General features: G+C 33.6%; 11 protein-coding genes. 1 reads left to right on the top strand and 10 read right to left on the bottom strand.

The window, feature by feature from the left end:
* Positions 1 to 236: 236 nt before the first annotated feature.
* The 4 genes from V6246_RS02010 to V6246_RS01995 form a co-directional block, all read right to left on the bottom strand.
* Positions 237 to 1,661, bottom strand: coding sequence for a rubredoxin domain-containing protein (locus V6246_RS02010; RefSeq protein WP_341558735.1), 1,425 nt, complete (start codon positions 1,659 to 1,661; stop codon positions 237 to 239).
* Positions 1,662 to 1,663: 2 nt separating this feature from the next.
* On the bottom strand, positions 1,664 to 5,185 hold the full coding sequence (locus V6246_RS02005) for a molybdopterin-dependent oxidoreductase (protein ID WP_341558734.1): 3,522 nt from the start codon (positions 5,183 to 5,185) through the stop codon (positions 1,664 to 1,666).
* 132 nt (positions 5,186 to 5,317) lie between these two features.
* Positions 5,318 to 6,736: an MFS transporter gene (locus V6246_RS02000; protein ID WP_341558733.1), complete on the bottom strand. Its 1,419-nt coding sequence runs from the start codon at positions 6,734 to 6,736 to the stop codon at positions 5,318 to 5,320.
* A 340-nt stretch (positions 6,737 to 7,076) separates the two neighbouring features.
* Entirely contained in the window at positions 7,077 to 7,742 is a 666-nt protein-coding gene (locus V6246_RS01995) for a response regulator transcription factor (RefSeq protein ID WP_042494830.1), read from the bottom strand.
* Positions 7,743 to 8,170: 428 nt separating this feature from the next.
* On the opposite strand from V6246_RS01995, the gene V6246_RS01990 reads away from it, so the two are divergent.
* On the top strand, positions 8,171 to 8,470 hold the full coding sequence (locus V6246_RS01990; protein WP_341558732.1) for a GIY-YIG nuclease family protein: 300 nt from the start codon (positions 8,171 to 8,173) through the stop codon (positions 8,468 to 8,470).
* Positions 8,471 to 8,673: 203 nt separating this feature from the next.
* Here V6246_RS01990 and V6246_RS01985 read toward each other — a convergent pair whose 3' ends face one another.
* The 6 genes from V6246_RS01985 to V6246_RS01960 all read right to left on the bottom strand — a co-directional run bounded on the left by V6246_RS01985 (position 8,674) and on the right by V6246_RS01960 (position 17,335).
* Positions 8,674 to 10,494: a sensor histidine kinase gene (locus tag V6246_RS01985; RefSeq protein WP_341558731.1), complete on the bottom strand. Its 1,821-nt coding sequence runs from the start codon at positions 10,492 to 10,494 to the stop codon at positions 8,674 to 8,676.
* A gap of 12 nt (positions 10,495 to 10,506) precedes the next feature.
* Positions 10,507 to 11,091: a DUF4202 domain-containing protein gene (locus V6246_RS01980; RefSeq protein WP_159020077.1), complete on the bottom strand. Its 585-nt coding sequence runs from the start codon at positions 11,089 to 11,091 to the stop codon at positions 10,507 to 10,509.
* Between the two features lie 11 nt (positions 11,092 to 11,102).
* Positions 11,103 to 11,480 carry a nitrite reductase small subunit NirD gene (nirD, locus tag V6246_RS01975; protein ID WP_341558730.1) on the bottom strand — a complete coding sequence of 126 codons (378 nt, stop codon included), beginning with the start codon at positions 11,478 to 11,480 and terminating at the stop codon, positions 11,103 to 11,105.
* 65 nt (positions 11,481 to 11,545) lie between these two features.
* Positions 11,546 to 14,059 (bottom strand): nitrite reductase large subunit NirB, encoded by a 2,514-nt coding sequence (nirB, locus tag V6246_RS01970; RefSeq protein ID WP_341558729.1) that lies wholly within the window; start codon positions 14,057 to 14,059, stop codon positions 11,546 to 11,548.
* 164 nt (positions 14,060 to 14,223) lie between these two features.
* Positions 14,224 to 16,521, bottom strand: a complete 2,298-nt coding sequence (locus tag V6246_RS01965; RefSeq protein WP_341558728.1) for an FdhF/YdeP family oxidoreductase — start codon at positions 16,519 to 16,521, stop codon at positions 14,224 to 14,226.
* 196 nt (positions 16,522 to 16,717) lie between these two features.
* Positions 16,718 to 17,335, bottom strand: coding sequence for a nucleotidyltransferase family protein (locus V6246_RS01960; protein WP_341558727.1), 618 nt, complete (start codon positions 17,333 to 17,335; stop codon positions 16,718 to 16,720).
* Positions 17,336 to 17,347 lie beyond the last annotated feature (12 nt).

Below are 17,347 nucleotides of genomic sequence, written 5' to 3'. Positions count from 1 at the left end.
AACACAGATTACCTTGTTAGAATAAGTTGTATACCTACTTATTACAAATTTAATAAATGTTAGAATTTAAAATAATGATAACGGATAGTTTAGCCCTGATAGCAGCGGCATCCTTTTTTGAATGTATTGATATTCCTAATTTTACTAAAAGATTTTATTTTAGCTGATAGTAAGAAACTCGAGCTAGGTCTACAAAAAAGATATAGCGAATAGCAGGAAATAGCTTCTAAAAAGGATTATTTCACTAAAAGTTTTTTCTGAAAATTGCTTTTTGGTGCTTCACAAAGGGAGCATTCGTAAGTTTCATCAAGATCTTCAAAGCGTGTGTGTGCATCAATATCTTGAGTGATATCGCCAAAAACTTCATTATAGATAGTTAAACAATCTTGACATTGGTAAACGTTTTCTTCGGTAGTTTCTTTTTTAGCTTCTACGGCTTTTACTTCTTCACGTTGCGTACCTAGTTGCTCAAAGTAGAGTTTACTTAACTCCATTAATAAACCCGGAAGCTCTACCTTATCTACATCTTGCACATGCATAATGTACTCCCCCGTATTAGGGTCGAAGTTTTTAGCATAGAGTAAATTGTAGGTATCGCGGATAATAAAATCGCCCAGAAGTTCTGGTTTTTTATTTTTCTCTATCACTACCGATGTGAAATGGTAAGATTTACTTTCGAAATTTGAAATACCAAATGTTAACCCATAGGTACTTATATCGTTTTGATCGAAGTTTGTTACTAAATACTTTTTTAGGTTTAGCGCATCTTTATCATTTACGGGTAAATGCCAATTAAGTTCCAACATAGAGTGGCGCACATTAATACCGTAACTACCAAGAAATTTTTCCCATTTTAACTTAGAATCGATTGGCACACCTTTTACTATAAAGGATTTCCATGGGGTGATACAGATTTTACCTATTTTACTTTCTGCACACAAATCGCACATGTCTTTAAGGAAAGTTAAATCGTATCTATTGTTTCTCCAATACAAACCAAGCCAGTATTTGTCGCCAAAACGATTCATGCCTTCATAATAAGGAAATGGGTAAAAAGGAACTTCTAAAGGTTTATCTACCGTACGGTTATTTGTTTCTACAGCATCGTTTACTAAATCAAAAAGCGTTTCGATGGTTTCTGGCTCTTCTTGCAAAACCTGCTCTATGGCAAGTTCTACCTTATCCATATCCCAACTGTAAATTAAAGCAGGATACATTTCTGTCTTTTTCCACTCGGGTAAACGCACGTATAAATACCAATAATCTTCACTTTCTGAAGCGATGAAATTTACATTACCTGTAAATAAGGGTACCAAGCGCTGTTTTGGATCTATAATATTGATTCGTAATTTTAAATCGTGCTTAAATTGTTCTAATATATATAGGTAACGATCGCTAGTAAGCCAAGAGGTACTTGGTAAAATATCGGCCGATACGTACGATGATACAATATTTTCTATACCATCGCGCTTGGGTTTTATAAACTGAATTTTATCGAATTGAGAAAACTTCTCTTTATCTATCTCCTCTGGAAAAATAATATCTTGTCGAGACCCGAAAGAAATAGCATCTAAACCTAAACCTTCTGCGGCTTCGCAAATATATTTTAATTCACCTGGTGATAAAACACCTCCGTTAATTCTAAGTCTATATGGTTCCATAATTATGCTAATACTTTGGTGTTATTCAAAATTTCTTTTACTTCTGTTTTACAACTTCCGCAACCTAAGCCTGCTCCTGTTTTATTGCAAAGTTCTGTAAAATCTTTACAACCTTTTTCGATGGCTTCTACTATATTTCCTTCGCCTACTTGACTGCATGAGCAAACTAATTTACCTATAACTGGAACATCGTTTGAAGCGCCACGAAGTAACGTGTTTCGTTTATCGGCCATTTCAATTTTACTCTCAATCATGGTTTTAAACTCGGCAAACTCATTTTTATCGCCCATTAAAACAGCACCTATTAACAAATCGTCTTTTACAATACATTTTTTGTAATAGCGTTTTGATATATCGGTAAATATAATTTCTTGGTAACTTAAATCGTTCTCCGGAATATTAATTTCTCCAATACTACAAAGGTTTAAATCGTTGAATTTTAAAATATTCATTAAAACAGAACCACTGTACGATACACTAATATCGCCTGCTATAAAGTTTGCTAAAATATTAGCTTGCTCTTCTGCTGCCGATGTAATACCAAATAGTTGATTGTTGAATTCTGCAATTTCACCAATGGCGAATATATTTGGAATAGACGATTGTAAATGCTGATTTACCTTAACACCACGTCCGCATAGAATACCATTTTCTTTGGCTATCTCTATATTAGGACGCGTACCAATGGCATAAACAATAGCGTTTGCTGTTAAAAACTTTCCACTTTTAAGAGTAATGTTAATTTCGCCTGTATCATCGTCATCAAAAACAGTACTTACTTCATTATCAAAATAAATTTGAATGCCTCGCTCCTGCACATCTAATGCTAAAAGTTTACTAGAAACCTTATCTAACTGACGTTCCATTAAGCGTGAAGCCCTTTGGATTATAGTAATTTTTACGTTTTTATGTTTCATGGCTGCTGCCAACTCTAAACCTAATAAACCACCACCTACAATAACAACGTGTTGCTGTTCTGGAGGTAAACCTGTAGCTTCTAAATAGGCTTTAAAACTATCGGCATCTTGCTTATTTCGCATGGTAAATCTACCTGGTAAATCTATTTGTACACCACTTGGTATAAATGCACGACTTCCTGTTGCCAAAATAAGTTTACTATAGCTATGTTCTACGCCATTACTATCGGTAACCACGTTGTGTTTAGAATCTATATTTGAAATAGAGGTTTCTGGATGAACCGTTATTTTAAGTTTTTTTAATTCTAATTGTTTAATTTTTAAAAGCGCATCCCAAGTTAATTCTTCAGTAATATACTCTGGTAATAAAACGCGGTTATAAAATAAATTAGGCTCTTTTGAAAATACATGAATTTCATCGACCTCGTTAGATTCTCTATAATTTTGAACAAACCTAAAAGCGGCCGCTCCTGCACCAACAATAATAATTTTATCTACGGGCTTTTTATATTTGTTAACAGAAACGCAGGTAAATTTAAAATCGGGTTCTTTAGAAACCGGATCTACATGTGTATTGGTTAAATTGTTTGCTCTATTTAAATTACTTTGAAGTTGTTTACCCCAGTGCATTGGTAAAAAAACAACACCTTTTTTAATAGTATCAGTTACTTTTGCACGAACACGCACAACACCGTTTGTACTTTTTATTTCTGAAATATCACCATCTTTAATTTTATTTAAAAAAGCATCTACCGGATTAATCTCTAAAACAGGCGTTGGATAATGTGTTTTTAAACGCGATACTTTACCAGTTTTTGTCATGGTGTGCCATTGATCGCGCACTCTACCGGTAGTTAAAATTAAAGGATACTCGCCATTAGGTTGCACCGAAGTATTCTCGATGGTTGATGGTAAATTGAATATCGCTTTTTGAGATGGTGTATAGAATTTTTTATCTTCAAATAAACGCGGTGTTCCTTTATGTCTATATTCTGGAACTGGCCATTGAAAGGTACCTTCGTTCTTTAATCTATCGTAATTTAAGTAAGAAACATCAATATTTGTTCCTTTGGTCATTGATGCGTACTCATCGTAAATTTCCGAAGCATTATTAAAATTAAATCCACGGAAGCCCATACGTTGTGCAAAATCGCAGAATATTTCAACATCTGGTCTTGCTTCTCCCGGAGCTTCTATTTCCTTTGGTAAATATGAAATACGACGCTCAGAATTTGTCATCGTTCCTTCTTTCTCTAACCAACCTGCTGCTGGTAATACTAAATCGGCATATTCTAAAGTATCCGATTTATGCGAAATTTCTTGAACTACCACAAACTTCGCCTTTTTCATGGCGCTTTCAATTTTGTGGGTGTTCGGCATACTCACCAATGGGTTTGTACAAGCAATCCAAACCGCTTTCAATTTTCCGCTTTCTAAAGCATCAAATAGTTCGGTAGCGGTTAAACCTGGTTTAGGTGAGATTTGATCGACGCCCCAAAACTGAGCTACTTCACGACGGTGTTCTTCGTTGCCTAAATCTTTATGTACGGCAAGTAAATTTGCCATACCTCCTACTTCACGCCCGCCCATAGCGTTGGGCTGACCTGTTAATGAAAACGGTCCTGATCCTGGTTTTCCAACCTGACCCGTAATTAAAGATAAATTAAGTAGTGATACATTTTTATCGGTACCAACCACACTTTGGTTAAGCCCCATGGCCCACATACTTATAAACCCTTTAGAAACGCCAATAATATCGGCTGCTTTTCTAATATCTTTTTCCTCTACACCACAAAGTTTTGAAGCTTGTTTTAATGATGTTTTAAATATTAATTCTTTATAATCTTGAAAACCTTCAGTATGTTCTTTTATAAATTTTTCATCTATTAAACCTCTTTTATACAAACATCTTCCGATGGCATTATATAAAATAACATCAGTGCCTGGAAGTAATTGTAAATGTAAATCGGCAAAATTAGCAGAATCGGTTTTTCTAGGGTCAATAACTATAATTTTCACCTCCGGATTTGCTTCTTTACGCATTTCTATGCGTCGGAATAAAATAGGATGACACCAAGCAGGGTTTGCTCCTGTAATAAGAAAACAATCGGCCAATTCAATATCTTCATAAGATACCGGCACACTATCTTCTCCAAATGTTTTTTTGTATCCAACCACTGCAGAACTCATGCACAGCCTAGAGTTGGTATCAATATTATTAGTACCTATAAAACCTTTGGCAAGCTTATTTGCTATATAATATTCTTCGGTTAAACTTTGTCCCGATACGTAAAATGCAACGCTATCTGGTCCATGTTTTTTTATAATCGATTTAAAAACACTAGCTGCACGATCTAAACCTTCGTCCCAACTTACACGCTCTCTTGGATGTGAACGACTCCAACGCATTTCTGGGTATAGAATTCTATCGGAAACATCATTGGCTACATAATGTAAATTCATGCCTTTTGAGCACAACATACCTTTGTTTACCGGATGATCTTTATCGCCCTCGACCAACACTTTACCATTGCTATCTTTTTTAACAATAATTCCGCAGCCTACACCACAATATGAACACGTTGTTTTTACTTCGTTTTTAATCATTGAGATTCACATTTTACACTAAGTAACATTATTTAACTTCAGAAAACAAATTCATTTTTTATTATTCTGAATACTTTAAAAAAGATGCATTTAATTTATTATTTATTAAAAACACCTTTGTAATACTACCTTTTACTTTACCAAAATTAAGTTCTCTGGTTCTACTAAAGCATCTACTTTTGCTACTTTCTCATCTTCCGTTGAAAAACGAATAGATAAAGAAACTACCGCAGTTATAACCACTGTGACACCAATTATGAAATAGCCACTGGAAACTGCGGTAGCTGATGCTGCTGATTGTGCGGCTTTAATAGCCTCTTCGCCTAAACCCTGACTAGCAATTATGGCTCCTTTTTCTGCTACGGCCGATTGTGATTTTAATAGCATTGCTGCTAAAAACGCTCCAACATTACCTCCTGCTCCAACAATTCCTGAAACCGAACCTATAGCTTTTTTATTAATAAATGGAACTACCGAAAACGTTGCGCCTTCTGCCATTTGAACTGATAAACTAAATAATATTAAAAATGTAACACCAACCACAATACTTGTTGTTGTAGAAAATGTAATAAGCATTAAACCTTGTATGGTTAAAATGAAGGCTAAAAATAAAACTCGACCTCTTAAGCCTTTTAATTTCCCGAATTTATCTCCAAAGAATCCACCTAATGTTCTTGCAAAAATATTCATTAATGCAAATGATAACACAATGTTTCCTGCTGTAACACGCTCTAATTGAAAGGTGTTTTGAAGATAATCGTCCATAGTACCATAAACCGTTAACTCGATACCAAAACTAGCTGCATAAACCACGAATAAAATCCAAACTCTATAATCTTTCAAAACTTCTAAAAACCCAATTTGATCTTTTTTAGTTGAAACCATTTCTCCTGAAGCTCTCAAGTCTTTAAAGTTTCCGTTAAGCGTATCTTTAGTAAAGAAGAAATAAATAATCCCCATACAGAAACAAACAATTCCTGCAACAATCATAGAATATCTCCATGCGTCAGCATCGGCTACACCAAAACTAACTACAGCGGCAGCAATTAATGGCATACCCAATCTGTTAGCTCCACCTCCTAGGTTTCCCCATCCGGCAGATGTCGCATTTGCTGTACCAACAATATTTGGTGCATACATTAAAGATGTATGTACTTGTGTGATAACAAATGAGGCTCCAATAAAACCAATAAATAATCTACAAATTAAAAACTGCGTTGGCGTTTGTACCAAACCACATAATATTACAGGTATCGCTCCAATAGTAAGTAACCAAGTATAACATAATCTTGGACCATACTTATCACATAATTTACCAATAAGTAAACGCGCAAATACGGTTCCTGAAACGGCTAAAATTATAGAATTCCATTTTTGATCTGGTGTTAAACCTAAGTCTTTAACCACATCGGGCATAAATGGAACAATACCGAACCATGCGAAGAAACACATGAAAAACGATATAGAAGTTATCCAAAATGTACGTGTTGAAACGCTTTTAAAATCTAATAAACTTAGTGTTGTTGACTTTGCTTGTGCTAAATTTGCCATAATTGATAATTTTATACTTACAAAACTAAGTATAATTACTTAATTTACATATAAAAAATATACGTATTTATAAATTTATGCTAGATTGACAATTTTAGTTTAAGCTTTTTGAGGATCTGGTAAAATGGTATTAAATTTTAAGAAGAAACTTATATTATGATAATTAACAGAAGACAAGGAACAGCTTAATTATTTATAAATTAAACTATTAGACATAATAATTATAACAGTTTTAAATAAAAATGAAGCATAAAAAAAGAGCTGGTAAGTTTATAAAAACCTAACAACTCTAAATATGTAAACTCTACTTAAAACTTTTAAGTAGTTATCGTTAATTTGTTTACTCTAACCCATATTCCTTGGCTTTATTAGATAGTTCCATTAAATTTTTAACCTCTAATTTCTTCATAAGATTAAAACGATGCACTTCTGCTGTACGTTTACTAATGTTTAGCTCGTCTGCAATATCTTTATTATTTTTAAGTTGAAGTACTAAATTAAGTATTTGTTTTTCGCGTTTTGTAAGCTTAAAAGGATCTTCTACAGGCTTTACTTTTGGAGCAACAGCTGTATTTGTATTACCGTTAACAAAGTTATTCATGATAATAGCTGATACATCTCCTGTAAAATATTTTCCACCAGAAGCTACTTTATTCAAAGCTTTTAAAAACTCTTCCTTACTTGCTCCTTTTAACAAGTAACCATCGGCTCCAGCTTGAATGGCTTGTAACACATACTCTTCCGAATCATGCATAGATAGTACAAGTGTGCGAACATCTGTATATAATCGATTAACCTCTCTAACAGCATCAATACCATTCATTTCTGGCATACGTATATCGATAATTAACACATGTGGTTTATTGGTTTTAAGAACTTCTAAAGCTTCTTTTCCGTTTGAAGCTTCGTCTATAACAACTACACCAGACTGATCTTCTAAAAGCGCCTTTATTCCATCACGAACTAAAACATGATCATCTGCTAATACAACATTAATAATATCCATAAATAACAATTATAAGTACAAAAGTAAGACTTTTTAAGTAATGCTACGTAATTTGAATTTGATTGTTGGCTTGGTGTTTTGGGAGGTGATGTGATAGTGATTAAAACTTTGCATAAATAAACTATTCAAGTCATTTCGACGATAGGAGAAATCACATAATACGCATCTAAAAACTTACTCTAATGTGATGTCTCGATGCCTCGACATGACAATCGCTGAAACTGAAATCAACTTCGGTAGTCATTTCGACGACAAGAGAAATCATACAATACTTAACAAAAGACTCACTCCAATGTGATGTCTCGATGCCTCGACATGACAAACATTAGTACATAAAACTACCCTTTTAGAGTCTTTCAAATAAATGATAAATCACAAATCAAAAACTAGAAAATCTTTCATTATGTTATTTTTTATTAAATTTAAACATGCAACATCAGTATTATGTCTACATATTAACCAATAAATACAGAACCACATTATATATAGGATTCACTAATAATATACAAAATAGGCTATCACAACATTATTTTGATAGTCAGAATGCTAAAAAATCGTTTGCCGGAAAATACGATTGTATTTACTTAGTTTACTATGAAGTTTTTGAATCTCCAAAGCCAGGAATAGAAAGAGAAAAACAATTAAAAAAATGGAGAAGAGAAAAGAAAAACAAGCTGATCTCTGATTTTAATACCAATTGGGAAAGTTTGAATAATCAAATATTTTAGATTTCAAAAGACAACGTGAAGAAATCGTTTTTTTAAGGTGTCTCGATACTTCATAATAATCGCTGAGACTTAATTTAACCTCCGTAGTCATTTCGACGATAGGAGAAATCACATAATACTTAACCAAAAAACTTACTTTCATGCGATGTCTCGATGCCTCGACATGACAAAAAAATAAAAAATCACACTAAAATACTCAAAAACTAATCATCCTTTAAAGGAATATTCAAAGTAACTCGAGTTCCTTTGCCTTCTTCCGAACTTAAAAACAAACGGCCATCTATATATTTTATACGTTCTTTCATGAAAGTCATTCCCATACCTCCATCGGCATTTTTAAAGTTTTTTACATTTTGAGGATCAAAACCTTTCCCGTTATCATCAATAACAATACTTAGTATATTTTTACTATGAGAAAGAGACACTAAAATATGAGTAGAATCGGCATATTTTATAGCATTATTTATAGCCTCTTGAGTTATTCTATAAATATTTATTTCAACTAAAGAATCTAAACGTTCAGAAAAGTCAGTTTTATTAAAAAACACAATTTCTTTCGCTGTAAGCCTAGCTAATTCTTTTGTGAGTTTAGCTATTGCAGGCACAATACCATGATCTGATAATTCTGGTGGTGTTAAATTAAATGTTGCCGTACGTACACCTTTTATAATATTAGTGGTAAGTTCTTTTAGATGTTCAATTTTGGAAGCCGTTTTTTCAATATCGTTAATATTTATGCTTTCCAAATTATATTTTAAACCTGTAAGCATTTGCCCAATACCATCATGAACATCTTTAGCTATACGGTTCTGCTCCTTTTCTTGATTCTCAATAATTTTACTTGAAATAATTTTCTGCTGACTTATCTCTTCTTGAAAATTCTTTTTATTTAAGCGTTCAATTTCCAATTGTCCTGCTTTACGCTCTGTAATTTCAGAAGCTATAATAAGAAGTTCTGTTTTCTCATCATTTGGACTAAAAGGAATTATAGCCATTTCTAACCAAATGCTTTCGCCTTCTTTAGTAGTTGCTTTTACTTCACCTTGCCAACCCGTTTTTTTATGTTTTGTAACTAAGTTTTCTAATGCTATTTTCTCACTTTCTATAGTAGACATAACATTCCAAAACATAGCCGTATCATTAAATCTCGAGAATTTAAAACGTCTTGAAAACTTATTACCGATATGGATAATTTGGCCGCTAGATAAAATACGAGCAAACAGCAAAGTCTCATCCATGGCCTGACTTAAAGCACGTAATTCCTTAATAGATTTTTCTTTAGCATGGCTTAACTCATCAGCGTCAAAAGCCATTTTTTTAGCATGCTTTTCGGCCTTTAGTAATTCTGCTAAAGTTGCACGAACCGATTTCGCAGTAGGCCAAAAGATAAACAGTAATTCTCCTAATAAAATAACTAAGGTTAAAACCATTAAAAGTGTCTCTAGTGTGCCTAGCCAGCGTACTTTTTCGTCCGCTTCTAAACTATACTGATTCACTATTTGATCCATGATTAACAAGAAATCACCCTCGTTATCTCTAACCAAGTTAACATCTTTATTGAAATTCGTAGGTATCAAATCATCATTGATTTCAATACTAGTTATAATACGCTGTACAGCTTCTTCTATAACTTTAAAAACAACATTTAGCGTTTTAAATTTTATAGATATTTCGTTACTATTTTCCGCAGGTAAACCTAGCTCAGCATCCCCTTCCTGCAAAGCATTGTGGGATAATTGCCAAAGCGACAATGTTTTCTTTAACCTATCTTTAATAACAATACTTGCCTCAGGAGTTTCTGCAGTAGCAAGCAATAAAATTTCTTTGGTAAGTTTCTGACTCAGCATACGCTGCCTACCTGCCACATTTATAACTGTAGAATCACTCTGCTGCGCCTTTAAATGCTGGCGAACAAACATGTTACTTACAATTACCGATAAAGCAATGGTGCTTAAGGCAATAATATACAAACGACTCAATTTACCAAACGTACGCTGATCTAAAGAATTGCCGTTTTTTGTCATATATTTTAATTTTTAAGAAATAGCCTCTTTTACTAAAGCTAAACTCTTTTCGGAAAACTTAATTTTCAATGCCTCGGCATGGCCTTCATCAGACATTTTTTTCCAAGTTTTTTGCAGAATATCAATTATTTTTTCATCGCTGTGTTTAGCAGCAAATTCATCGAAGTAAAAATCAAGAAACACTAAACAAATAACATCTTCAATAGTTTGAGATTCTTTATTTTTCTTGATTAATTTTTTAAGTACAATAGCCTTAACGCGGTCTATAAATTCATCATCGTAACCTACTTCTTTCAAAATATCACCAGTTAATTCAGCATGCATTTGCTTTAAATCTTGGCGCCATTTTAAATAACCAACACGATCCATTGGGTATTCATTTCTAGCACTTTTCCAACGGCAAATATGCTGTGCTCTAGCTGCTATTTGCAAGGCTTTAGAAGCATTCGGATCAAATTGCAACAAGGTTCTACTCATACGTTGCGAGTACAATAATTCCTTTGGATATTCCATACCCGAAACCGAATACGTATTTATATCTTCAGCATTTTTTTTATCAATTAAAGCAATCGCAGTTTCAAATCTTGTAGGTTTCATTTTTTCATTTTTTAATCTGAAAAGCCAATATACACATTTTCTTCTTCAATCTTAACAGGATAAGTTGCAATGGCATCTAAATCCCCATTTAAATTCTCTCCAGTTTCTAGTGAAAATGTTTTTTTATGTAATGGACAAGCTACTTTAGGAGTTCCTTTATCATCGCCCAACATCCCTCTAGATAAAACCATTTCCATTTTGTGTGGACATACGTTTTGACAAGCAAACCACTCTTTTGTTCTAGCAAAGTTAAAAACAGCAATTTGCTTTCCTTTGTATTTTACACATCCTCCTCCGTTTTCAAAAAAATCGGTAACACCACCTGCCTTAAACCAAACAGTAACTTCGTTTATTGGAGTCGTTTTATATTGAGAAAGTATTGTATCCATAATTGTATTTTATTTATTACTGTAAATTTTGAAAATTAGCCGTTTTTATTTTTGTTTGAAGTTGTTTAATTTTTCCAGAGTTCTGGCATTTTTTGATCACGTAGAGGAACAAAGACTAAATTATCATCTCTATCATCTGAGTTTACAAAATGATTAAAACGTTTTTTAGTTTTATCATTCTCTATCGCTTGTTTCCACTCACACTCGTAAGCATCAACTAAAAACTGCATTTCCTTTTCTAATTCTGGAGCAATATTTAAACTGTCTTCAATAACAATTTTTTTCAATTGCTCGATACCGCCTTCCAATTTATCTAACCAAGCAGCTGTTCTCATTAATGGCGCAGCCGTTTGTATGTAATACATTAAGTAACGATCTAAATATTTTAAAACCGTTTCGTTATCTATTTTTTCAGCTAATAATTCTGCGTGTCTTGGGGTTGCACCACCGTTTCCACCAACATATAAATTCCATCCACCTTCTACAGCAATAACACCAAAATCTTTTCCACGAGCTTCGGCACATTCACGAATACATCCTGAAACACCTCCTTTTAATTTATGAGGCGAGCGTAAACCTTTATATCTATTTTCTAATTCTATTGCGAAAGAAATACTTTCATCTAAACCGTAACGACACCAGGTAGATCCTACACAACTTTTCACAGTTCTTAGAGATTTCCCATAGGCATGTCCACTCTCGAAACCAGCATCAATCAACTCTTTCCAAATCGCTGGTAAATCGTTTAATTCTGCACCAAAGAAATCGATACGTGCACCTCCGGTAATTTTTGTGTATAAATTATATTTAGCACCAATTGTACCTAAAACAATTAAACCTTCGGGTGTAATTTCTCCACCAGCAATTCTTGGAACAACAGAATAGGTTCCGTTACGTTGAATATTAGCTAAGAATTTATCGTTTGTATCTTGTGTAACATCTTCTTTGTTTGGGGTGAAATTATATAAACTAGCAAAGATTGAAGACACTAATGGTTTACAAGTTTCGCAACCATGCCCCGTTCCACAAGTATCTAGAACATCATCAAAAGACGTTAATTTTTTAATTTTTATAATACCGTATAATTCTTGACGACTATATTCAAAATGCTCACAAATCACATTTTTAACCGTTTTACCAAGAGATTTCAATGTTTCGTTTACCAAATCGGTAACCATAGGTTTACAACCTCCACAGCTTGTACTGGCTTTAGTTGCTGAAATTACACCAGCTAAATCTTCACAAGAACCATCTTTAATAGCTCCACAAATTTGACCTTTACTTACATTTTCACAAGAACAAATTTGCGCCGTATCTGGTAAATCTAAAGCACTACCAAAAGCACCGCCTTCGGTTGCTGGTAATATTAATTGTGCAGCATCTTCAGGAATGGCCATACCATTTAAGTACACTTGATGAAGCATATTATAATCGGATGCATCACCAACTAAAATCCCTCCTAATAAACTTTTACCATCGAGACTGACATTAATTCTTTTATATAAATGTTGTGTTTTATTTTCAAAAATAACCGAATGCCCTTTTGATGCCGGCATAAAAGGCTCACCAAAACTGGCTACATCTACACCAATTAATTTTAATTTGGTAGACATATCAATTTCAGCAGGCATTAAGCTTTCTGTTTTACCTATTATTTGATCCACAGCAACACCAGCCATATCATAACCTGGAGCAACTAACCCAAAAATCATTTGATTGTAAAGTGCAATTTCACCAATAGCATAAATACTATCGTCCGATGTTTGCATCTTGTTATCAACCACAATACCTCCACGTACGCCCATTTCTAAACCACAAGTTTTTCCAAGTTCATCTCTTGGTCTAATTCCTGCTGAAATAATAAGCATATCGCAATCTAAAACGTCGTCTTCTCCAAACTCCATTCCGGTAATTGCTTTATCTCCTAAAATTTGATTGGTTGCTTTACTTAGGTGAATATTTAAACCGATAGACTCCAATTTTAATTGAAGCACCTGGCTACTACGTGAATCTAATTGCCTTGGCATTAATTTAGAGGCAAACTCTACAATATGTGGCTCTAAACCCATATCCATAGCAGCTTTACCAGCTTCTAAACCTAATAACCCACCACCAAGTACGGCAGCTCTAGGGTTAGGATTTGTTTTTTTAACCTTTTCAGCATAAGCAAGCATGCCTTCTAGATCTTCAATAGTTCTATATACAAAAACACCTTCTTTCTCAACACCTTTTATTGGTGGTACAAAAGCAGATGATCCTGTAGCTAAAACTAAGTAGTCGTATGAAAACTCACGGTCTTTAACCGTTGTTATGGTCTTTTTTGAACGATGAATATCACTAACACGTTCACCTGTTATTAATTCTATACCATTTTCAGCATACCATTCGGCAGGTGCCATTTCCAAAGCTTTGGCATCTTGATTTTCAAAAAACTCACTTAAGTGTACACGATCGTACGCTGGGCGAGGTTCTTCACCAAAAACCGTTACTTTAAATGCTTCATTTCCAGATTGTGCTGCAAATTTTTCACAAAATTTATAACCAACCATTCCATTTCCAACAACTATGATATTTTTCATAAACTACGTATTTAAGACAAAACTAAGTAATTTTACTTAATTTTAATACTTAAACGTATAGTTTTTTACGTAGCACCCCAATAATTACATATTTCCTAAATTGACAATCGTTTAATTAAGTATTAGGCAAAAAACAGGATTATCAATTATCAAAATATCAGGATTTAAATAGATGCTTCTACCGTAATCACCACGCTTTTAGATGCTGGAGTCTTCGCGGTATGCGCAAAACTATCTAATGGCACCAACACATTAGTTTCAGGAAAATATGTAGCACAGCAGTTTTTAGGAATATCATAACCGACCACTTTAAAATTGTTAGCATGGCGTTTAACACCTTTAAATTCCGACTTTAAATTAACCACCTGAGATTCTATTAATCCTCGTGCCTCCATATCTTCACGATTCATAAAAATAATACGACGTTCGTTAAAAACACCTCTGTAGCGATCATCTAATCCGTAAATTGTGGTATTAAATTGATCGTGACTACGTATTGTCATCATAATCAATTCATCATCCTTTAATTTCCATTCAGGAAGTTTATTAACAGAAAAATTAGCTTTTCCTGTTTTGGTATTAAATTTTCTAACGCGAGCTCCATTTGGTAAATAAAAGCCTGACGGATTTTTTAAACGCGTATTGTAATCCTCGAAACCAGAAACCACTTCAGCAATATCGTCACGAACCAATTTATAATCATCTTTATAAGATAACCATTTCACCTTAGTTTTATGTTTTAAAGTCGCATGTGCAACACCACAAACTACAGCAACCTCGCTTAATAAATCATCAGAGCATGGTTCTAAAATACCTTTAGTAGATGATACCACACCCATTGAATTCTCTACACTTTGCACCTGTTCTCCAGATTTTTGATAATCTTTTTCGGTACGTCCTAAACATGGTAAAATCAAAGCTTCTTTACCCGTAACCAAATGCGAACGATTCAACTTTGTACTCACATGCACCGTTAAGTTACAATTAGCTAATCCTTGAGCTGAATAACCCGTATCAGGCACAGCTGAAATAAAATTACCACCTAAACCAAAAAAGACTTTTACCTTTTTATCGTACATGGCTTTAATGGTTTCAATAACTGAAAAACCATGTTTTGCACTCGGCTTAAACCCATACTTAATTTCAATTTTATCTAAAAAAGCTTGTGGAGCAGCTTCCCATATACCAACCGTTCTGTCGCCTTGCACGTTAGAATGCCCACGTACAGGACAAGTTCCAGCGCCTTCCTTACCGATACTTCCTTTTAGTAAAAGTAGATTAACAAGCTCTCGAATATTATCAACCGCATTTTCATGCTGCTTTAACCCCATGGCCCAACACACAATAATTTTTTCATTATTTAAAATTAAATCGAAAGTTTGATTAAAAACATCTAAAGAAACACCCGAAGATTTTAAGCATTCATCTAAATTATAAGTTTTTAAATTTGCTATAAACGCGTTGTAATCACTAGTATATTCCTCAATAAAATGTTTATCAAAAACATTACCTAGCTCCTCTTCTTTTTCTAATAATTTTAGAAGAATTGCCTTTATAAAAGCTACATCTCCATTGATAGTAATTGGTACAAATACATCTGCTAATTTTGTACCACCAGTTAATAATTTTATAGGATTTTGAGGGTCGGTGAATTTAATTAAACCCGCTTCTGGCAACGGATTAATCGCTATTATTTTACCCCCATTATTTTTGCATTTTTCTAAAGCACTTAGCATTCTTGGATGATTGGTTGCTGGGTTTTGACCAATAACCATAACCACTTCAGCTTTATATAAATCGTCTAATTTTACCGAGCCTTTACCAATACCGAGAGTTTCAGTGAGCGCGCTTCCACTGGCTTCATGACACATATTCGAACAATCGGGTAAATTTGAAGTCCCAAATTCGCGTACAAATAATTGATATAAAAAAGCCGCCTCATTCGTCGTTCTTCCTGAGGTATAAAAAGCAGCTTCGTCTGGATTATCTAGCGCATTTAAATGGCTTCCTACTTTCTCAAAAACAGCTTCCCAAGAAATGGGTTGGTAATGCGTAGCCCCTTCCGGCAAAAACATAGGTTCTGCTAAACGACCAGATTTACCAATTTCAAAATCGGTAAAATTTGCTAATTCATCTACAGCATATTTTGCAAAAAAATCACGATTAATAGTTTTATTCTGTGCTTCTTCTGCAATAGCTTTCATACCATTTTCACAGTATTCACCAATAGCAGAACGCTCATCATCCGGATCTGGCCAAGCACAACCTGGACAATCAAAACCACCTTTCTGATTTATTTTCAATGATAACTTCAACGCATCAGAAGCTTTCATGTATTTATTAACTTGTATTGCAGCCGCTTTTAAAGCGCCAAAACCTACCGTATTTTTTGGTGGAGCTTCCGTTTTTAAATTGGTAAATCCTTCTGGTGTTTTTGCTTTATCTTTTGCTGAACTGCTCATAAATAATAGTGGTTTCTATTTAATTATCTAAAATTACATTTTTATATAAGACTTAATCAAATTGAAATAAAAATATTTCATAGCTAAAGAATGATTAAATAAAACATAAGACACAAAAATATCTTTATTCACACCAGCATTTATCCTCTATTTTGATAAAATCATACTCTAAAACAGCTAGCTACAAATGAATAAACTACTTTTTAAAAATTTCCTTATGTAAATAATTATAATCTTCTTTAGAATCAATGTCTAAATTTTCAGATTGAGGTTTCAAAGATTTCACCGAAGTGGCATACGTTTTTAAGAGAGTTTTAGCGCCATCGTCATCATTCAAAAGTATTAATTCTTTAAAATAATGTTTATCAAAAATAACAGGTACACCACGCTTTCCATTTTTATATGAAGTTGTTATAATCTGGTTATTATTAGGATTAAATGCATTACATAATTTTCCTAAAAACCGAGAATTAATCAATGGCTGATCAGCTAATACAATCATCACACCATCTACTTTATAGTTTAACTTCTGAATATACTCAACCGCAACAGCAATCGATTTCCCCAAACCCACTTTCCAAGATGTATTGTTTAAAACTGTAACCGGATATTTAGAAATTTCACTTTTTATAATCTCAAAATTAGCACCCAAAACAACAACAACTTCTGATGAATTTAGCTCTAAAACGGTGTTTAAAGTATGTTCCAATAAGCTTGAATTGCCCCAATTTAGTAATTGCTTAGGACTTCCCATTCTTGTCGAAGCTCCTGCTGCTAGAACTACAGTGACTATATTTTGGTTTTCTTTTTTCATAAAATGAAAAAC

It is taken from the genome of Algibacter sp. TI.3.09 (assembly GCF_038154905.1).
Lineage (GTDB): Bacteria > Bacteroidota > Bacteroidia > Flavobacteriales > Flavobacteriaceae > Algibacter.
Note: the sequence above shows the minus strand (reverse complement) of the source record. Positions and strands in the feature narration are given on the sequence as shown.